Origin of the sequence: Streptomyces sp. NPDC017940, assembly GCF_044328435.1 — a bacterium.
Lineage (GTDB): Bacteria > Actinomycetota > Actinomycetes > Streptomycetales > Streptomycetaceae > Streptomyces.
Genome location: NZ_JBIRHJ010000014.1, coordinates 60,665 through 77,883, shown reverse-complemented (window position 1 = coordinate 77,883; position 17,219 = coordinate 60,665). Strand labels below are relative to the sequence as shown.

Below are 17,219 nucleotides of genomic sequence, written 5' to 3'. Positions count from 1 at the left end.
GAACGGGTGGGCACAGCCCAACCCGCCGGGTGCCCGTCATGTAGGCGGAGGGGCGTCGCCAGGCCCCGCGGTGGTCACGGGGTGCCGCCCGGTGAGGGCGGAACGAGTGCGGGACAGCCCAACCCGCCGGGTGCCCGTTATGTAAGCGGAGGGGTGTCGCCAAGCCCGGCGGCGGTCACGGGGTGCCCCCCGGTGAAGACCTCCCGGTTCGCGGGTACGCCGACCCCCCGCCAGCGGAACGGCACCCCCTTGGCCGTCTCCAGGTCGGGCCCGTCCATCAACTGGAAGTGGACGTGCGGCTCAGTGGAGTTGCCGGAGTTGCCGCAGCGGGCGATGACCTGGCCCGACCGGACGCGGTCCCCGGCCCGCACGGCGAGCGAACCGCGCTGGACATGCGCGTACATGGCGTACGTACCACCGCCGAGGTCGAGTACCACGGCATTGCCGACCACCCGGCGAGCCGGAGCCACACCGCGCACCGTGGCCTCGATGAAGAAGAAGTAGAGCAGCGCGAGCAGGGAGTTGCGGCTGAAGTGGTCCCGTTGGACGTCCTCCGCGTGGACCACCGTCGCATCCCCGACAGCGAGCAGCGGCGCCCCGAACGCGGGGAACGCCCGGGGGCGCCGGGCGATCGGCCAGAGCCAGGCGAACCCCGGGCGGGAGCCCTTCTCCGGCTCTGCCGTGATGTCGATGGCGTACGTCTGCGCCAGACCGTGGGTACCGTGGCTCGGCACCTTGTCGGCCGGGCTGTTGAGCGCCGACCACCGGCCGGTGACCGGCACCTCCACCTCCACGGCCGTCGGCGGCGCGGACGCGATCTGCCGCCGCGCCGCCCGTCCGGGCAGCAGACCGAGCCCGATGGCGGCCACCGCCGGCAGCCAGCCCACCCAGTAGTCGTACGGAAGGTCCACGAAGAACCCGGCGGCCACCTGCACGAAGAAGACCAGCCACAGGACGCGGCTGAGGACAGCGGCAAGTTTGCCCATGGACATGATGGTTGTTCCCCCTGGCGGAATCGTGCGGCCGGCGCGTGCGGTGTCAGGCGGGGCGCGCCGCGGTCAGGACCACGAGGAGCGGCACCACCCGGCCCGCCGGAACCTCGTATCGGCCGCGAGCCGTGGTGTGCAGCCAGCCCGCGCCGGTCAGATGGCGCAGGTGGTGGTAGATCTGGCCGGTCGTGCCGACCTCGTCGAGCGCGGCCAGCTCCGCTGCCGTGCGCCGCCCGCCGACGATCTCCCGCAGCAGCCGCAGCCGTACGGGATGCCCCAGCGCGGCCAGTGCGTCGGCGGCCTCGGTCCAGTCGCCGTCCAGGAGCGCCTCGGTGAACTGGCCGGTCTGCCAGTCGTACCGCTCCCCCGTCGGGAGCCGCACCGTACCCGTGTACAGCACGCCGCCGTCGGTCGCTCGGTGCTCGGCGAGCTGTGCCTTGAGGCCGTCGAGGGCCCAGAAGTCGCTCTCGCTCACGGTGGGCGCGCCCACCTCGCGGTCCGCGCCCTCCAGCGCCGCCATGCGCCGCTCCAGCTCGGCGACGCGTTCTTCCAGCTCCATGATCGCATATTACGTAATTACGTAAGTTTTGAGAAGGGTGTAGGGGGAGTGCGGGTTCTTTCCGTTGGTTCCGGGGCCTCAGCACTGAGCCCCCGGCCGGAAGCTGGTGTGCTCCGGGCGGGGGCTCTGGCTGAGCTCTAAGGGTGCGGGATGGTCAGGCGAACAGGGTCGGGATCGTCTGCGTGTGTGCCGTCCGCAGCTCCTCCAGGGGCAGCGCGAACTCGCCCTGCACCTCGACCGCGGCGCTCGCGTCGGCCACCGTGCCGTCCACCACGCCGATGCGCGTCACGGGCAGGCCCCGCGCGCCGCACATGTCGGTGAAGCGCAGTTCCTCGCTGCGGGGTACGGAGACCACCGCGCGGCCCGCCGACTCGGACAGGAGGAAGGTGAAGGCGTCCAGGCCGTCCGGGACCACCAGGCGGGCGCCGGTGCCGCCGCGCAGGCAGGACTCGACGACCGCCTGGATCAGGCCGCCGTCCGACAGGTCGTGCGCGGCGTCGATCATGCCGTCCCGGGACGCCGAGATCAGGATCTCCGCGAGGAGGCGCTCGCGCTCCAGGTCGACCTTGGGCGGCAGGCCGCCGAGGTGGTCGTGCACGACCTGCGACCAGGCCGAGCCGCCGAACTCCTCGCGCGTCTCACCGAGCAGGTAGAGGAGCTGGCCCTCCTCCTTGAACGCGATCGGCGTGCGGCGCGTGACGTCGTCGATCACGCCGAGCACGGCCACGACCGGGGTCGGGTGGATCGCCGTCTCACCGGTCTGGTTGTAGAGCGAGACGTTGCCGCCGGTCACCGGGGTGCCGAGCTGGAGGCAGGCGTCCGCGAGACCGCGCGTGGCCTCCGCGAACTGCCACATCACGTCCGGGTCCTCGGGCGAACCGAAGTTCAGGCAGTTGGAGATGGCGAGCGGCCTGGCGCCGGACGCGGCGACGTTGCGGTACGACTCCGCGAGCGCGAGCTGCGCGCCCGCGTACGGGTCCAGCTTCGCGTACCGGCCGTTGCCGTCCGTCGCCATCGCCACGCCCAGGTTCGTGTCCTCGTCGACGCGGACCATGCCCGCGTCCTCGGGCTGCGCGAGGATCGTGTTGCCCTGGACGAAGCGGTCGTACTGGTCCGTGATCCACGCCTTCGAAGCCTGGTTCGGGGAGGCGATCAGCTTCAGGACCTGCGCGCGCAGTTCGGTGGCGTCGGCCGGGCGCGGGAGCTTGTTGGCGTCGTCGGCCTGGAGTCCGTCCTGCCAGGTCGGGCGCGCGTAGGGGCGCTGGTACACCGGGCCCTCGTGCGCGACCGTGCGCGGCGGCACGTCCACGATCTGCTCGCCGTGCCAGAAGATCTCCAGGCGCTCGCCCTCCGTCACCTCACCGATGACGGTCGCGATGACGTCCCACTTCTCGCAGATCTCCATGAACCGGTCGACCTTGTCCGGCTCGACGACCGCGCACATGCGCTCCTGCGACTCGCTCATGAGGATCTCCTCGGGAGAGAGCGAGGAGTCGCGCAGGGGCACCGTGTTCAGGTCGACGCGCATACCGCCCGAACCGGCCGAGGCCAGCTCGCTGGTGGCGCAGGACAGGCCCGCGCCGCCCAGGTCCTGGATGCCCGCCACCAGTTTCTCGGCGAAGATCTCCAGGGTGCACTCGATCAGGAGCTTCTCCTGGAAGGGATCGCCCACCTGGACCGCGGGGCGCTTGGCCGGGCCGGTCGACTCGAAGGTCTCCGAGGCGAGCACGGAGACGCCGCCGATGCCGTCGCCGCCCGTGCGGGCGCCGTACAGGATGACCTTGTTGCCCGTGCCCGACGCCTTCGCGAGGTGGATGTCCTCGTGCTTCATGACGCCGATGCAGCCCGCGTTGACCAGCGGATTGCCCTGGTAGCAGGAGTCGAAGACGACCTCGCCGCCGATGTTCGGCAGGCCGAGGCAGTTGCCGTAGCCGCCGACGCCCGCGACCACGCCCGGGAGCACGCGCTTGGTGTCGGGGTGGTCCGCGGCGCCGAAGCGCAGCGGGTCCACGACCGCCACCGGGCGCGCGCCCATCGCGAGGATGTCGCGCACGATGCCGCCGACGCCGGTCGCCGCGCCCTGGTACGGCTCGATGTAGCTGGGGTGGTTGTGCGACTCGACCTTGAAGGTGACCGCGTAGCCCTGGCCGACGTCGACGACGCCCGCGTTCTCGCCGATGCCGACGAGCATGGCGTCGTTGTCGGGGACCTTCTCGCCGAACTGCTTCAGATGCACCTTGCTGCTCTTGTACGAGCAGTGCTCGGACCACATGACCGAGTACATGGCGAGTTCGGCACCGGTCGGGCGGCGGCCGAGGATCTCGCGGATGCGCGCGTACTCGTCCGGCTTCAGGCCGAGGTCCGCCCAGGGCTGGCCGGCCTCGGGGGTCTGCTCGGCGTTCTTGACGGTGTCCAGGGTCATCGTGCGCCCACCAGGTTCTTCAGGATCGAGGTGAAGAAGCCGAGGCCGTCCGTGCGGCCCGTGCCCACGAGGGGCTCCACGGCGTGCTCGGGGTGCGGCATCAGGCCCACCACGTTCCCGGCCTCGTTCGTGATGCCGGCGATGTCGCGCAGCGAGCCGTTCGGGTTCACGTCCAGGTACCGGAAGGCGACCCGGCCCTCGGCCTCGAGGAGGTCGAGGGTGCGCTCGTCCGCGACGTACCGTCCGTCGATGTTCTTCAGCGGGATCGAGATCTCCTGGCCGGTCTCGTAATCGGCCGTCCAGGCAGTCGAGTTGGTCTCCACGCGCAGCTTCTGGTCACGGCAGACGAAGTGCAGGTGGTCGTTGCGCAGCATCGCGCCGGGCAGCAGGTGGGTCTCGGTCAGGACCTGGAAGCCGTTGCAGATGCCGAGTACCGGCATTCCCGCCTTGGCCTGCTCGACGACCGACTCCAGCACCGGCGAAAAGCGGGAGATGGCACCCGCGCGCAGATAGTCGCCGTAGGAGAAACCGCCCGGCAGGACCACCGCGTCGACCTGCTTCAGGTCCTTGTCGCGGTGCCACAGCGGCACGGCTTCCGCACCCGCGACCCGGACGGCGCGCTGGGTGTCCCTGTCGTCGAGCGTTCCCGGAAAAGTGACGACTCCGATTCGAGCAGTCACTTCGCCTCCACCACGGACTCTTCGACCTTTACTACGAAGTCCTCGATCACGGTGTTGGCGAGGAAGGTTTCCGCCAACTCGTGGATACGGGCGAGCGCGGCGTCGTCCACCGGCCCGTCCACCTCGAGTTCGAAGCGCTTTCCCTGACGTACGTCGGAGATCCCCTGGAATCCGAGGCGCGGCAGTGCACGCTGCACCGCCTGTCCCTGGGGGTCGAGGATCTCCGGCTTGAGCATGACGTCGACTACGACGCGTGCCACTGGCACTCCCGGTGTGTGGTGCTTGCGTGTGCTGTTCCTTCAGACTACCCGTACAAAATTTCTACTCGCGTAGATTCGTGGGAACATACGTGATCGCAGTCACTCCGGCCAGGATCGGGGCGGCGTCGGACAGGACACGTACGCGAAAAATCCTGGAAAAGATCACAGCTCGGCATTGCGTCCGCCGCCCCGCCGCACCACCCTGCTGGAGAAGCGCCCGGCGGGACCGTATTCTCCCGGTACCCGCCACCGGAACACGCGGTAAGTTTTCCACCGCTTCATCATTCAATGCCAGGCACTGTACAAAGGAATTGGCAATAGCCGATACTTTGTCCCATAACTGCCGGACAGTCGGCATCACCGGACGTCGTCGCACGTCATTGCGGTGAGGTCGCACGAAAGGACCGATATTCGTGGCGCAGCGTGTCGTGGTCACTCTCCATGACGACATGGACGGCTCAGAAGCGGCGGAAACGGTCGCGTTCGGTCTTGACGGGAAGTCGTACGAGATCGACCTCAACCAAACCAATGCCGAAAAACTCCGCAAGGTGCTCGCCCCCTACCTGGAGGCGGCCCGCAAGCAGTCGAAGTCCGGCAGGGTCTACCGGCACACGGCGGTGACGGCGGACCCCGCCGCCGTGCGGGCCTGGGCCCGCTCGCACCAGCTCGACGTGCCGCCCCGCGGCCGGATCCCCAAGAAGGTGTACGAGGCGTTCGAAGCCGCCAACTGACCGGGCCCAGGTTCCCCGGCCCCGGTCGGGCCGGGGAACCCCGGCGGGGTGTTCGTACAACCGACTTGCGCAGCACCCCCGCTGGTCAGCTAGAGTCTGGAGCACGCCGAGGGGCGAGGCCGAAAGGCCGGAACCCCGAGGAGTCGTGCGGGTGTAGTTCAGTAGTAGAACATCCCCCTTCCAGGGGGAAGGCGCAGTGTGCAATTCCTGTCACCCGCTCCGCACCGCTCACCGACCACCCATCCGGGTGCGGTAAGCTGGTGCTCGCGCCGATCAGTGAGAGCTGGTCGGAGGCAATGCGAACGTAGCTCAGTTGGTAGAGCGCAACCTTGCCAAGGTTGAGGTCGCGAGTTCGAACCTCGTCGTTCGCTCCACAGAGAGAACCCCGCTGTCACCGACAGCGGGGTTCTTTGGTTGCCGCCACCGCACGGGCACACTGACATTTGTCATGTGCGGTGATGACACCGCGCACTGCCGGAGCCACCCGCGGCGAACGAGCCTTGAGTCATGACTGACCAAGTGATCGATGTGACCGACCTGCGGCGCAGCTACGCGGGAGGCTTCGAGGCGGTCCGCGGAACCTCCTTCACCGTGGGCCGCGGTGAACTGTTCGCCCTGCTCGGCACGAACGGCGCGGGCAAGACGTCCACCCTAGAAGTCCTCGAAGGCCTCGCCAGGCCCACCGGCGGCACCGTCCGCGTGCTCGGGCACGACCCGTACCGGGAGCGGGCCGCGGTCCGGCCGCGTACCGGCGTCATGCTCCAGGAAGGCGGCTTCCCCTCCGAACTGACCGTCGACGAGACGGCGCGCATGTGGGCCGGCTGCACCAGCGGCGCCCGGCCCGCCGCCGACGTCCTCGCGTCCGTCGGCCTCGGCGGGCGCGGCGGCGTCCGCGTCAAACAGCTCTCCGGTGGCGAGAAGCGCCGCCTCGACCTCGCGATGGCCCTCATCGGCGACCCCGAAGTGCTGTTCCTCGACGAACCCACCACCGGGCTCGACGCCGAAGGCCGCCGCGAGACCTGGGACTTGGTGCGCGCCCTGCGCGACCGGGGCACCACGGTGCTGCTCACCACCCACTACCTGGAAGAGGCCGAGCAGCTCGCCGACCGCCTCGCGATCCTGCACGAGGGCCGGATCGCCGCCACGGGCCGCGTCGCCGACGTCGTCGCCTCCCAGCCGTCGCAGATCTCCTTCGAACTGCCCGAGGGCTACTTCCCCGGTGACCTTCCGCCCCTCGCCCCGCTCGGCGTCACCGGACACGACGTGCAGGGCCGCACCGTGCGGCTGCGCACCGACGAACTCCAGCGCGCCGCCACCGCGCTGCTCACCTGGGCCGAGGGCGCCGGAGTCGCACTGCGCCGCCTCGACGTGCGCGCCGCCTCCCTGGAGGAGGCGTTCCTCCAGATCGCCAAGGACGCCACGAACGAGAAGGAGACCGTGCGATGAGCACCACGGCCACACGCACGACCGGCCCCCGGACCCCGGGGCCCGCACCCTCCGCCGCCCCGACCGGGCCGGCCGGGCGCCTCGTCGCCCTGGCGCGGGCGGAGCTGACCCTGCTCGGCCGCGCCAAGGGCACCCTGTTCGCGGCGCTCTTCGTGCCGCTCGTGGTGCCGTTCTCCATGAAGTCGACCGTCAAGAACATGGACCTCGACGGCACCGGCCTCTCCGTCGGCTCGGTCCTGCTGCCGTCCGCGATCGCCTTCTCGCTCCTGTTCGCCGTGTACTCCGCGCTGGTCAGCGTGTACGCGTCCCGGCGCGAGGAACTCGTGCTCAAGCGCCTGCGCACCGGCGAGGTGCGGGACGTGGAGATCCTCGCGGGGGCCGCGCTGCCCTCCGTCGCCATCGGGCTCGTCCAGTCCCTCGTCCTGATGGGCATGTGCGCCGCCCTGCTCGACGTGGGCACGCCCGGCGCCGCGCACTATGTGGTCCTCGGGCTCCTCCTGGGGCTCGTGCTGTTCCCGCTGCTCGCCGCCGTCACCTCGATCGTCAGCCGGAGCGTGGAGAGCGCCCAGGTCATGGTCATGCCGCTGCTCTTCGCCTCGCTGCTCGGCTCCGGCGCGACCGTGCCGCTGGAAGTCATGCCGGACAAGCTGGCCTCCTTCTGCGAGCTGCTTCCGCTGTCCCCGGTCATCGCGCTGATCCGGGGCGGCTGGACCGGGGAGCTGGGCGCGGGCGAGGGGCTGCGCGCCCTCCTGATCGCGGTGGCCTGGATCGGTCTCGGCGTGTTTGCTGTGCAGAGGTGGTTCCGGTGGGAGCCGCGGCGCTGACCGGGGTGTCGGGCGGGGCCCGTGATCTGCTGGGGCACGTGGACTTCTGGGTCCCGCAGTGGGCCGGGGGCCCGTGCGGTGCCGGTGGCCCGTGCAGTGCCGGGGACCCGCGAAGTGCCGGGAGCCCGTGCAGTGCCGGGAGCCCGCGAAGTGCCGGGAGCCCGTGCAGTGCCGGGAGCCCGCGAAGTGCCGGGAGCCCGTGCGGGAACCGACAAGGACGGAGGAGTCACACGGTGGTGGGCCGGATCCGGAAGCTGCGGAACGACTGGCGCGACATGCGGAAGATCAGGCAGGTCGAGCTACAGAGCATGATCATGTGGCACACCCTGCCGTGGATCTTCCTCGTCAGCTGGTGTGTGCTGCCGGTCGGTCTGAGCCTGCGCCACGAGACCTCCGTACAGCTCGTCGGCTGGGCCATGATCGCGGTGGCCGCCTTGCAGTGCGCGCAGGTCAACCGCATGCTCCGGCAGTCACTCGACCACTACCTGAAGCAGGCGGACTACCCGCGCCGCGACCTGGCCCTCCTGCTCGGCCTGACCCTCGTCGTGCTCGCCCTCACCCTCCTGCTCCAGCGCCTCGACGGCGTCGACGGCGCCCCGCTCAAACTGGCCGCGCTGTTCCTGATCAGCCCGTACGCCCAGATCCTCGCCTTCCTCGTCCCCGTACCGAGCTTCTGGCGCCGCCTCGGTCTGGTGGCCGCCCTCCTCGTGGCGGGCGCCGTCGCCGTCGGCCAGCGCGGTGGACAGCTGGTCGGCCTCGTCGTGCTCGTCGCCCTGGGCGGCGTGATCTCCCTCGTGGCCTCCCGGTGCGGAGCCTGGAGCCTGGCCGTGATGTGGGAGGCCGAACGGGCCCGCGAGACCGAGGGGCGGCTGGCCGTCGCCGAGGAACGGCTGCGCTTCGGCCGCGACCTGCACGACGTCATGGGGCGCAACCTCGCCGTCATCGCCCTCAAGAGCGAACTCGCCGTCCAGCTCGCCCGGCGCGGGCGCCCCGAGGCGGAGGACCAGATGGTCGAGGTGCAGCGGATCGCCCGGGAGACCCAGCGGGAGATCCGGGACGTCGTCCGCGGCTACCGCGAGGCGGAACTGGGCGCCGAACTCGCCGGGGCGCAGGGCGTCCTGGAGGCCGCGGGAATCACCTGCCGGGTGACCGGCACCTCCGCGGGACTGCCCACGGCCGTACAGGCCGCGCTCGGGTGGGTCGTGCGCGAGGGCACCACCAATGTGCTGCGGCACGGCAACGCGCAGCACTGCACCATCACGGTATCGGCGCAGGAAGGACGTACGGAGTTGACCATCGAGAACGACGGGGCGCCCGAGGCCGCCCCCGGCACCGGCGGCACCGCCCGGACCGGCGGCACCGGACTCAACGGCCTGCGCGAACGGCTCACCACCGTGAACGGCACCCTGGAACACACCTCGGCGGACGGCCGCTTCCGGCTCACGGCACGGGTGCCGTCGCCCGTGGGGGGCGCCGGGGGCGGGGGAGGTTCCGGGGGCTGGAGCGGTTCCGGGGGCGGGAGCGGTTCCGGGGGCGCGAGCCGGTTCGCCGGGGGTCCGGCGGGCTCCGGTGACGCGGGCGCGAGCCGGTTCGCCGGTGGCCCGGCCGACACCGGTGACGCGGGCGATGTGCGGGTTCCGGAGGGGACCTCATGACCGTTCGCGTGCTGCTCGCCGACGACGAGCATCTGATCAGGGGCGCGCTCGCCGCCCTCCTCGCCCTGGAGGACGACCTCGTGGTCGTCGCCGAGGCCGCGTCCGGACCCGAGGCCCTCGCCATGGCGCGCGCCCACCGGCCCGACGTCGCCGTCCTGGACCTGGAGATGCCGGGCGCCGACGGTGTGAGTGTCGCCACATCCCTACGCGGTGAACTCCCCGGCTGCCGCACCATGATCGTGACCAGCCACGGCCGCCCGGGACACCTCAAGCGGGCACTCGAAGCCGGTGTGCGGGGGTTCGTCCCCAAGACGGTCAGCGCCCAGCGGCTCGCCGAGATCATCCGTGCCGTCCACGAGGGAAACCGCTACGTGGACCAGGAATTGGCCGCCGACGCCATCGCCGCGGGCGACTCCCCGCTGACCGTCCGCGAGGCCGAGGTGCTCGAACTCGCCGCCGACGGCGCACCCGTGTCGGAGATCGCGCAGCGGGCCGCCCTGTCCCAGGGCACCGTCCGCAACTACCTCTCGTCGGCGGTCAACAAGATCGGTGCGGAGAACCGGCATGCGGCGGTGCGTCTCGCGCGCCGGCGAGGTTGGGTATAGTGGCTTTCGCGCTACGGCGCAGCGCGGACGTAGCTCAGTTGGTAGAGCGCAACCTTGCCAAGGTTGAGGTCGCCAGTTCGAACCTGGTCGTCCGCTCCACAAGAAGCCCCCCGGTTCTCGGAACCGGGGGGCTTCTTCGTGTTCGTGCGGCTGCGGCTACGCCCAGGGCAGGCCCGTCAGCCGCTCGTACGCCTCGATGTACTTGGCGCGCGTGGCCGTCACGACCTCCTCCGGCAGCGGCGGGGGCGGCAGCTCGCCCTTGCGGTCCCAGCCGGACTCCGGCGAGGTCAGCCAGTTCCTGACGTACTGCTTGTCGAAGGACGGCTGCGCGTGGCCGGGCTCCCAGACGTCCGCGGGCCAGAAGCGGGACGAGTCCGGCGTGAGCACCTCGTCCGCGAGCACCAGGACAGGCTCCGCACCCTGGTCGCCCTCGGCGTGGCCGAACTCGAACTTGGTGTCCGCGAGGATCACCCCGCGCTCCCGCGCGATGTCCCGGGCCCGGGAGTAGACGGCGAGGGTCGTCTGGCGCAGCTGCGCCGCCGTCTCCGCGCCGACCTGGCGGGCGACCTCCTCGTACGTCACGTTCTCGTCGTGCTCGCCGACCTCGGCCTTCGTGGCCGGTGTGAAGATCGGCCCGGGCAGCTCGGAGCCGTCGACCAGGCCCTCGGGCAGGGCGAGGCCGCAGACGGTACGGGTCTCCTGGTACTCGGCGAGGCCCGACCCCGTCAGATAGCCGCGGGCCACACACTCCACCGGCACCATCGCGAGGGACTTGCAGATGAGGGTGCGGCCCTCCCAGTCGGCGGGCGCGCCCGGGGGCAGCTCCGTCGAGATCACGTGGTTGGGGGCCAGGTCGGCGAGCTGGTCGAACCACCACAGCGACAGCTGGGTCAGGACGCGCCCCTTGTCGGGGATCTCCGTCGGCAGCACCCAGTCGTACGCGGACATGCGGTCGCTGGCGACCATCACGAGGTCGCCCGCCTCGTTCCGGTACAGCTCGCGCACCTTTCCGGTGTGCAGATGCACCAGACCCGGAACCTGGAGCGGCTCGGGCTTTTCGACGAATCCGGACACGGTTCCTCCCCGTGGTTCTGTCCAATGGCCTCGATTGTCCCGTACTCGGAGGACAGTTATGGCCAGGGGTTGCTCCGGCAGTCGGCTGGGCGTTCCTCGTTCTCGTCCGTGCGGTCAGTCGCGCTTGCAGATGCGATCAAGAAGATTGGCCGTGGCCCGCTGCACCCGTGCGTCTACATGGCCCGGGCGGTCGAGCGCCGGGGACCAGGCGAAGGTGCCGGCGGCGAAGACGAGGGCTCCGGACGGGGCGCGGTACAGCGATGTCTCCTGGTGGCGCGCGGTGCCTTCGCCGTCCTCGTACGCGGAGTGCGCGAGCAGGATGCGGTCCCGGTGCTCCGGGAGCGCGGTGCGCGGGAAGTAGCGGTCGGCCTCGCCCGCGACCAGGCCGTCGATCTCGTCGCCCTCGTGCGCGCCGGTCGCCTCCCACAGCCAGTGGTCGGCGTTGCGGACGATCAGCGGGTGCGGTTCCGGGACCCGGCCCGCGTACTGGATGCCCATCAGCTGCTGCTCGGGGACGTCGATCTCGCGCCACAGAGCCGCCTTGCCGGGGCCGCGGCGTTTTCGGCACGTCAGCAGGCGGTCGGGGACGCCGGAGGGCGAGGGGCCGAGCTCCACCTGCCAGTACATGGTGTTCGCGGACAGGAAGACGAGGGACGTGCCGTGCGCACGCGCGTCCTCCGTGGTGCGGCGCATCGCCGTGGACCAGTACTCGTCGTGGCCGGGGAAGACCAGGCCGCGGTACCGGGTCGGGTCGATGTGGCCCGCGTGCAGGTCCCGGGTGTCGGCGTACGCGAGGTCGTAGCCGTACCGCTCGGCCCAGCGGATGAAGTCGTAGGCATGGCCCACGTGCAGGGGCAGGCCCGCGCCCGCGTACGGGCGGTCGAAGGAGACCGTGGTCGCCGCCTCGCTCTCGCCGAGCAGGCCGCCGTGCTCGTCCCACGCGTGGTACAGGCTCGCGCCCGTGCGGCCGTCCTCCGGATAGAGGTTGTACGCCTGCCACGTGATGTCGGGCAGCACCACGAGCAGGTCCGCCGTGGGCGCGCCGAGCGCACCCGTACCGGGGTGGACGCTGTCCCTGACCGTGAACGGCACGTGCGAGCGGTAGCCGTCGGTGGTCGTGAGGACGGCCACGTACGCCCCGATGTTCCAGTACGACGGGATCTGTAGGCGCCAGGACAGCCACCAGTGGTGGCAGGAGACCGTGCGGTCGGCCGTCAGCGGTGGCGGCTGCACGATGCCGGAGAGGCGCGGGCTCGTGGTGATCTTGCGGGCGCCGTCGCCGCTGTAGTGGCCGATGCGGTAGATGTCCACGCTGAACTGCTGGGGCGGGTCGACCGTGATGTGGAAGTCGATCGCCTCACCGGGGGCGGCCGCGCCCGTGCCGGTGAAACCCTTGATCTGACGGCGTACGTCGTCGGCCGTGCGGGGGCCCGCGCCGGCCGTACGGGGGGCGGGCACCGGCCGCGGCCCCGGGCCGGTGGCTCCCGGGGCGGGGGCGTGGTCGACGTACCAGGGAACGACCTGGCCGGTGTCGTCGAAGTAGTGCTCGGCGCCCCGGAGCCAGGGCAGCGGGCCCTGGCCGAACGGGTCGGTCACCGCGTGGGCGAGGGCGCCCGACTCCCAGCGACGGATCGGCTCCGGTCCCATGCGTGTCCCCTCCCTCGCTCCCCGAGCCCGGTCGACGCCGCGGGCACTGCCCGGCGCCGTCGCAGGGCGCTGCTCGGCGCCTCCGGCGTGGCTCTGTCAGCTACCGGTCCCAGCACATCACATTACGCACGCGCACCGTCACCGTTCGTCGTGAATTGACGCGAGTGGGAGCTTGAGCGGAGGCGAGAGCTTGCGGAGGGTGGGTTCTGCCCGTATACGGGGTGCACGTGTACGGGGTGTCCGTGCGCGCCGTGTCCGTGTGCGCCGTGTCCGTGTACGCCGTGTCCGTGTACGCCGTGTCCGTGCGCGCCGTGTCCGTGTACGCCGTGTCCGTGCGCGCCGCGTCCGTGTACGCCGCGTCCGTGTACGCCGCGTCCGTCACGGCACCGCAAACGGGCGGGGCGGCGGGCATCCCGGGGCCTCGGTGCGCCCGACCGGGGCGGGGTCAGGGGCGGGTCAGACCAGGCGGACGGGTTTTTCGGGGCGGACGCCCAGGTCGGTGAGCCAGGAGCGAAGCGGCTCGGGGTCGCCGTCCTCGACCAGGGTGAGGACGCGCGGCGCGAGATCGGCCGCCCGCACCCCGTGTATCAGGAGCGAAGGACCATCCAGCCAGTCGAGGCCGGGGGCCGCCCCCGCCGTGTCGACGGCCGCACAGCACACCATCGCCGTGACGTGGTCGGCCAGCAGCTCCCTCCCCGACCGCGGCGGCTGCAACGGGAACAGCGGCAGCGCGCCGTCGTCCCACAGCGCCTCGTCAGGTCCCTGCCCGGTCGGCGCGGGGCGCGGCGGCGCGGCGGCCTCCTCGCGGGCCACTTCGGCGCTCAGACCGGCGGCCAGCGTTCCGCCACGCCCCTCGCAGGGGTCGTCCTCGGCCCCGGCGTCCTCGAAGTCGGGGTGGGGGTGGGAGTGGGGGGTGGCTTCGGCATGGATCTGGGGCGTGGTGGCTTCGGTCGCGGCGGCGTGGGCGGTCGCGGCGGCTTCGGCGGTCCCGGCAGCCCGGGCGGCTTCGGCGGTCCCGGCAGCCTCGCTGGTCCGGGCGGCCTCGCCACTCCCGGCAGCCTCGTCGGTCCGGGCGGCCTCCCCGGTCCCAGCAGCCTCGCCACTCCCGGCGGCTTCGGCGGCCCTGGCGGCTTCGGCGGCGGCCCCCGCCGCCGGATCCGTCAGGTGGTCGAGCACCCGGCCGAGCGTCGGCCCCTCGGGGTGGGCCCCCGCCGCCCCGGAGGACGGGCCGACGCCGAGCGAGTCGAGGACCCGGTGCAAACGCGCCGCGTCGGCCCGCCACTTCCGGTCGACGACCTCATCCGGATACTCCTGCCAGGCGACCGGTGCCCAGTCGGGCCCCGGCTCCGCGGGACCGCCGTGGAACAGCCGGGCGGCGAGCAGCGAAGCCGCCTCGTCCACCACCCCGGGTTCCTCGAGGAGGTCGCACGCGGGCCGCTCCCCCAGCCGGGAGGCGAAGCCTTCGGCCAGGCGGTCCCTGCGGGAGAGCTCGGTGAGGGCGGACACCACACCCGCGTCGAGCCGCGACGGCCAGCGCCCCATCCGCCAGGCGGGCAGCGCGACCCGGGTCAGGAGCCGGTCCCACCCCGCGTACGCGAGGCCGACCTGCTCCTGGGCGACGATCCGCACTCCGTAGTCCACGTTCTGGGCACGCTCGGACGCCGCCGCTGCGACCCCGCGCTCCATCTCCGCCGCGTGCACCCGGCAACTGCGCAGCAGCAGCCGCGCCACCCTGCCGACGCCCCCGAGGACGGGACGCACCAGCGGGCCGCGCCCCGGCGCCGCCGCGACGGCCACCGCGGCGTCGAGGCCGCGGACGAAACGGCGGGCCGCGGCTATGTCCGGGTGCGCCGACGGACCCGTACCCGCGACGACCGGGGCGAGGACCGCCCGCAGCTCGCCCACCCGCATCCACCACAGGAACGGTGAGCCGATGACGAGGACCGGCGCGGCGGGGGTGCGGCGCTGCGGTGCGCCCGCGCCTCGTACCGCCGCAGCCGCACCGCTTTCCCGGCCGGGGCCTGCCCGCCCTGCGCCGTCCCGTCCCGCACCGCCCCGGCCGGCGCCGCCCGCTCCCGCCGCGGACCCGCCGTTCTCGGCCGCCGTGCCGTGGGCCCGGTGCGTGCGGTCCTCCAGCCAGCTGTCGCAGTCCGGCGTGAGCGCTATGGCCGAGGGCGCGGGCACTTCCAGGCGGTCCGCAAGGTCTCGTACCAGTCGGTACAGGTCGGGGGCGGACGCCTCCGTGATCGGGATCGTCGGGCTCATGGCCGGTCTGGCCCGCGCGACGACCAGCGCGACGATGCCCGCGCCGAGCAGCACGAGCACCGCGAGCACCGTCACGGCCCAGCGCACGGCGGTCCAGGCGCCGCCCTCCAGGTGCCCCGTGCCCGCGGCGGCGATCAGCACGACGGCGCCGGCCGCGGGCAGCAGGGCGACGGCCAGCGCCCGGCTGCGGACGCGCAGCACGGCGAGGGCCCGGGAGCGCGCTGCCTGCGCGCCCACCTCCACACCCATCCCTGACACGACCTGAGTCACCCCCTGCTGCCTACAGCTCGGCCGGTGACCGGAGCCGACGGCGCACGTCGATGGCGTTGCACACTCCCCCACTGTGGCACCCGTCACTGACATCGCAATGCCGGTGGGCTGTTTGGCTCTGGGTGCCGGAATGCCTGCGCCGAACCCTAGTTGGGGCGCCGGGCACCGTCAGCCGGATGGCGGAGCGGTCACCCGATGGAATGGCTTTGGGTAAAGGTGGCCCATGGAGTGGAGGGGGCGGTAGCAGGGGTGGTACGGGGCCGCCCGACGCCCACCGCCCGGCCAGGCGCCGGTCGGTGGGCCTGTCGCCGTCCTATGACCGTCGTACGGGCGCAGGACGGTCGGTGTACGGGGCGGGTAGGGCGGCGCAGGGCGGGTGTACGGCCTGCGGGCACGCCTTCGTACGGTCGGTCCGTGGGCGCGCGCCTGTATACGGCCCTCGAAGGGGCGGCCTGCTCCCGGAGGGCGATTCGATCCCGCGCGCTCAGGACCGCGCGCCTTCCGCTCAGGCCCGCGCGCCCTCGTCCGCCGCCGCCTTCTCCGCGATGTCCGTACGGTGCTGCGAACCGTCCAGGCGGATGCGGGACACCGCCGCGTACGCGCGCTCCCGCGCCTGTGCGAGGTCGGTGCCGGTCGCCGTCACGGAGAGCACGCGCCCGCCCGCGCTGACGACGGCGTCGCCCTCGCGTCTGGTTCCGGCGTGCAGGACGTACGCGTGCGGGGCGTCCTCGGCGGCCACGTCGGCGAGGCCCTGGATGGGGTCGCCGGTGCGCGGCGTACCGGGGTAGTTGTGCGAGGCGACGACGACCGTGACGGCCGCCTCGTCGCTCCAGCGCAGCGGCGGCAGGTCCGCGAGCGTGCCGCTCGCCGAGGCCATGAGGAGGCCGCCGAGCGGGGTCTCGAGACGGGCGAGGACGACCTGGGTCTCGGGGTCGCCGAAGCGGGCGTTGAACTCGATGACCCGTACCCCGCGGCTGGTGATCGCGAGCCCCGCGTACAGCAGGCCCGAGAACGGGGTGCCGCGGCGGCGCAGCTCGTCGACGGTGGGCTGGAGGACGCTGCTCATGACCTCGTCGACCAGCTTCGGGTCGGCCCACGGAAGCGGCGAGTAGGCGCCCATGCCGCCGGTGTTGGGGCCTTCGTCGCCGTCGAGGGCGCGCTTGAAGTCCTGGGCGGGGCGCAGCGGCACGACGGTCTCGCCGTCGGTGACGGCGAACAGGGAGACCTCCGGGCCGTCGAGGAACTCCTCGATGACGACACGGCCGCAGGCGAGCGCGTGGGCGCGGGCCTGCTCGACGTCGTCGGTCACGACGACGCCCTTGCCCGCGGCGAGGCCGTCGTCCTTGACCACGTACGGAGCGCCGAAGGCGTCGAGGGCCTCGTCGATCTCCGCGGGCGTGGTGCAGACGTAGGAGCGGGCGGTGGGCACGCCCGCACCCGCCATCACGTCCTTGGCGAAGGCCTTGGAGCCCTCGAGCCGCGCCGCCTCCCCGGAGGGGCCGAAGCATGGGATGCCGGCCGCGCGCACGGCGTCGGCGACCCCGGCGACGAGCGGCGCCTCCGGCCCCACGACGACGAGCTCGGCACCGAGCCCCGCGGCGAGCGCGGCCACGGCGGCGCCGTCCAGGGCGTCCACCTGGTGCAGCTCGGCCACATCCGCGATGCCGGCGTTGCCGGGGGCGCAGTGCAGGGCGGTGACCGCGGGGTCGAGGGACAGGGAGCGGCACAGGGCGTGTTCGCGGGCACCGCTGCCGATGACGAGGACCTTCACGGGGTCAGCCTAGCCCGGCGG

Annotated in this window: 14 protein-coding genes and 3 tRNA genes; 8 read left to right on the top strand and 9 right to left on the bottom strand. The window is 72.3% G+C overall.

Going from position 1 to position 17,219, the window contains the following annotated elements:
- Window positions 1-137 precede the first annotated feature (137 nt).
- The 5 genes from ACH4DX_RS33495 to purS all read right to left on the bottom strand — a co-directional run bounded on the left by ACH4DX_RS33495 (window position 138) and on the right by purS (window position 4,916).
- Window positions 138-992: a M23 family metallopeptidase gene (locus ACH4DX_RS33495; RefSeq protein WP_398157835.1), complete on the bottom strand. Its 855-nt coding sequence runs from the start codon at window positions 990-992 to the stop codon at window positions 138-140.
- A 46-nt stretch (window positions 993-1,038) separates the two neighbouring features.
- Complete coding sequence (locus ACH4DX_RS33490; RefSeq protein ID WP_398157834.1) at window positions 1,039-1,548, bottom strand: ArsR/SmtB family transcription factor; 510 nt, start codon at window positions 1,546-1,548, stop codon at window positions 1,039-1,041.
- A gap of 154 nt (window positions 1,549-1,702) precedes the next feature.
- Window positions 1,703-3,970, bottom strand: a complete 2,268-nt coding sequence (gene purL, locus ACH4DX_RS33485; RefSeq protein ID WP_398157833.1) for a phosphoribosylformylglycinamidine synthase subunit PurL — start codon at window positions 3,968-3,970, stop codon at window positions 1,703-1,705.
- Window positions 3,967-4,650, bottom strand: a complete 684-nt coding sequence (gene purQ, locus ACH4DX_RS33480) for a phosphoribosylformylglycinamidine synthase subunit PurQ (protein WP_398124015.1) — start codon at window positions 4,648-4,650, stop codon at window positions 3,967-3,969. Before purQ ends, purL begins: the two co-directional genes overlap by 4 nt.
- Complete coding sequence (purS, locus tag ACH4DX_RS33475) at window positions 4,647-4,916, bottom strand: phosphoribosylformylglycinamidine synthase subunit PurS (RefSeq protein WP_398124016.1); 270 nt, start codon at window positions 4,914-4,916, stop codon at window positions 4,647-4,649. The genes purQ and purS overlap by 4 nt, the downstream gene beginning before the upstream one ends.
- 407 nt (window positions 4,917-5,323) lie before the next feature.
- Here purS and ACH4DX_RS33470 point away from each other — a divergent pair, with 407 nt between their 5' ends.
- From ACH4DX_RS33470 to ACH4DX_RS33435, 8 genes are all read left to right on the top strand, one after another.
- Window positions 5,324-5,641: an Lsr2 family protein gene (locus ACH4DX_RS33470; protein ID WP_398124017.1), complete on the top strand. Its 318-nt coding sequence runs from the start codon at window positions 5,324-5,326 to the stop codon at window positions 5,639-5,641.
- A gap of 147 nt (window positions 5,642-5,788) precedes the next feature.
- Window positions 5,789-5,860 (top strand) — tRNA-Gly (locus ACH4DX_RS33465).
- A gap of 79 nt (window positions 5,861-5,939) precedes the next feature.
- Window positions 5,940-6,015 (top strand) — tRNA-Gly (locus ACH4DX_RS33460).
- Window positions 6,016-6,148: 133 nt separating this feature from the next.
- Entirely contained in the window at window positions 6,149-7,087 is a 939-nt protein-coding gene (locus ACH4DX_RS33455) for an ABC transporter ATP-binding protein (RefSeq protein ID WP_398157832.1), read from the top strand.
- Window positions 7,084-7,911, top strand: a complete 828-nt coding sequence (locus ACH4DX_RS33450; protein ID WP_398157831.1) for an ABC transporter permease — start codon at window positions 7,084-7,086, stop codon at window positions 7,909-7,911. Before ACH4DX_RS33455 ends, ACH4DX_RS33450 begins: the two co-directional genes overlap by 4 nt.
- Before the next feature lie 236 nt (window positions 7,912-8,147).
- Window positions 8,148-9,566, top strand: a complete 1,419-nt coding sequence (locus ACH4DX_RS33445) for a sensor histidine kinase (RefSeq protein WP_398157830.1) — start codon at window positions 8,148-8,150, stop codon at window positions 9,564-9,566.
- Window positions 9,563-10,171, top strand: coding sequence for a response regulator (locus ACH4DX_RS33440; RefSeq protein WP_398157829.1), 609 nt, complete (start codon window positions 9,563-9,565; stop codon window positions 10,169-10,171). The genes ACH4DX_RS33445 and ACH4DX_RS33440 overlap by 4 nt, the downstream gene beginning before the upstream one ends.
- Window positions 10,172-10,194: 23 nt before the next feature.
- Window positions 10,195-10,270 (top strand) — tRNA-Gly (locus ACH4DX_RS33435).
- A gap of 57 nt (window positions 10,271-10,327) precedes the next feature.
- Here ACH4DX_RS33435 and ACH4DX_RS33430 read toward each other — a convergent pair.
- The 4 genes from ACH4DX_RS33430 to purD all read right to left on the bottom strand — a co-directional run bounded on the left by ACH4DX_RS33430 (window position 10,328) and on the right by purD (window position 17,198).
- Window positions 10,328-11,245: a phosphoribosylaminoimidazolesuccinocarboxamide synthase gene (locus ACH4DX_RS33430; RefSeq protein WP_398124021.1), complete on the bottom strand. Its 918-nt coding sequence runs from the start codon at window positions 11,243-11,245 to the stop codon at window positions 10,328-10,330.
- 114 nt (window positions 11,246-11,359) lie between these two features.
- A complete protein-coding gene (locus ACH4DX_RS33425) occupies window positions 11,360-12,892 on the bottom strand; it encodes a N,N-dimethylformamidase beta subunit family domain-containing protein (protein ID WP_398124022.1) in 1,533 nt (510 codons plus the stop codon).
- Between the two features lie 456 nt (window positions 12,893-13,348).
- Complete coding sequence (locus ACH4DX_RS33420; protein WP_398157845.1) at window positions 13,349-15,406, bottom strand: hypothetical protein; 2,058 nt, start codon at window positions 15,404-15,406, stop codon at window positions 13,349-13,351.
- Window positions 15,407-15,932: 526 nt separating this feature from the next.
- A complete protein-coding gene (purD, locus tag ACH4DX_RS33415) occupies window positions 15,933-17,198 on the bottom strand; it encodes a phosphoribosylamine--glycine ligase (RefSeq protein WP_398124024.1) in 1,266 nt (421 codons plus the stop codon).
- Window positions 17,199-17,219: the final 21 nt, after the last annotated feature.

Bases quoted from the DNA above. Each gene is read 5' to 3' on its own strand.
- ACH4DX_RS33495 (WP_398157835.1), bottom strand. From the start codon at position 992: ATGTCCATGGGCAAACTTGCCGCTGTCCTCAGCCGCGTCCTGTGGCTG.
- ACH4DX_RS33490 (WP_398157834.1), bottom strand. From the start codon at position 1,548: ATGGAGCTGGAAGAACGCGTCGCCGAGCTGGAGCGGCGCATGGCGGCG.
- purL (WP_398157833.1), bottom strand. From the start codon at position 3,970: ATGACCCTGGACACCGTCAAGAACGCCGAGCAGACCCCCGAGGCCGGC.
- ACH4DX_RS33455 (WP_398157832.1), top strand. From the start codon at position 6,149: ATGACTGACCAAGTGATCGATGTGACCGACCTGCGGCGCAGCTACGCG.
- ACH4DX_RS33450 (WP_398157831.1), top strand. From the start codon at position 7,084: ATGAGCACCACGGCCACACGCACGACCGGCCCCCGGACCCCGGGGCCC.
- ACH4DX_RS33440 (WP_398157829.1), top strand. From the start codon at position 9,563: ATGACCGTTCGCGTGCTGCTCGCCGACGACGAGCATCTGATCAGGGGC.
- ACH4DX_RS33425 (WP_398124022.1), bottom strand. From the start codon at position 12,892: ATGGGACCGGAGCCGATCCGTCGCTGGGAGTCGGGCGCCCTCGCCCAC.
- ACH4DX_RS33420 (WP_398157845.1), bottom strand. From the start codon at position 15,406: ATGGGTGTGGAGGTGGGCGCGCAGGCAGCGCGCTCCCGGGCCCTCGCC.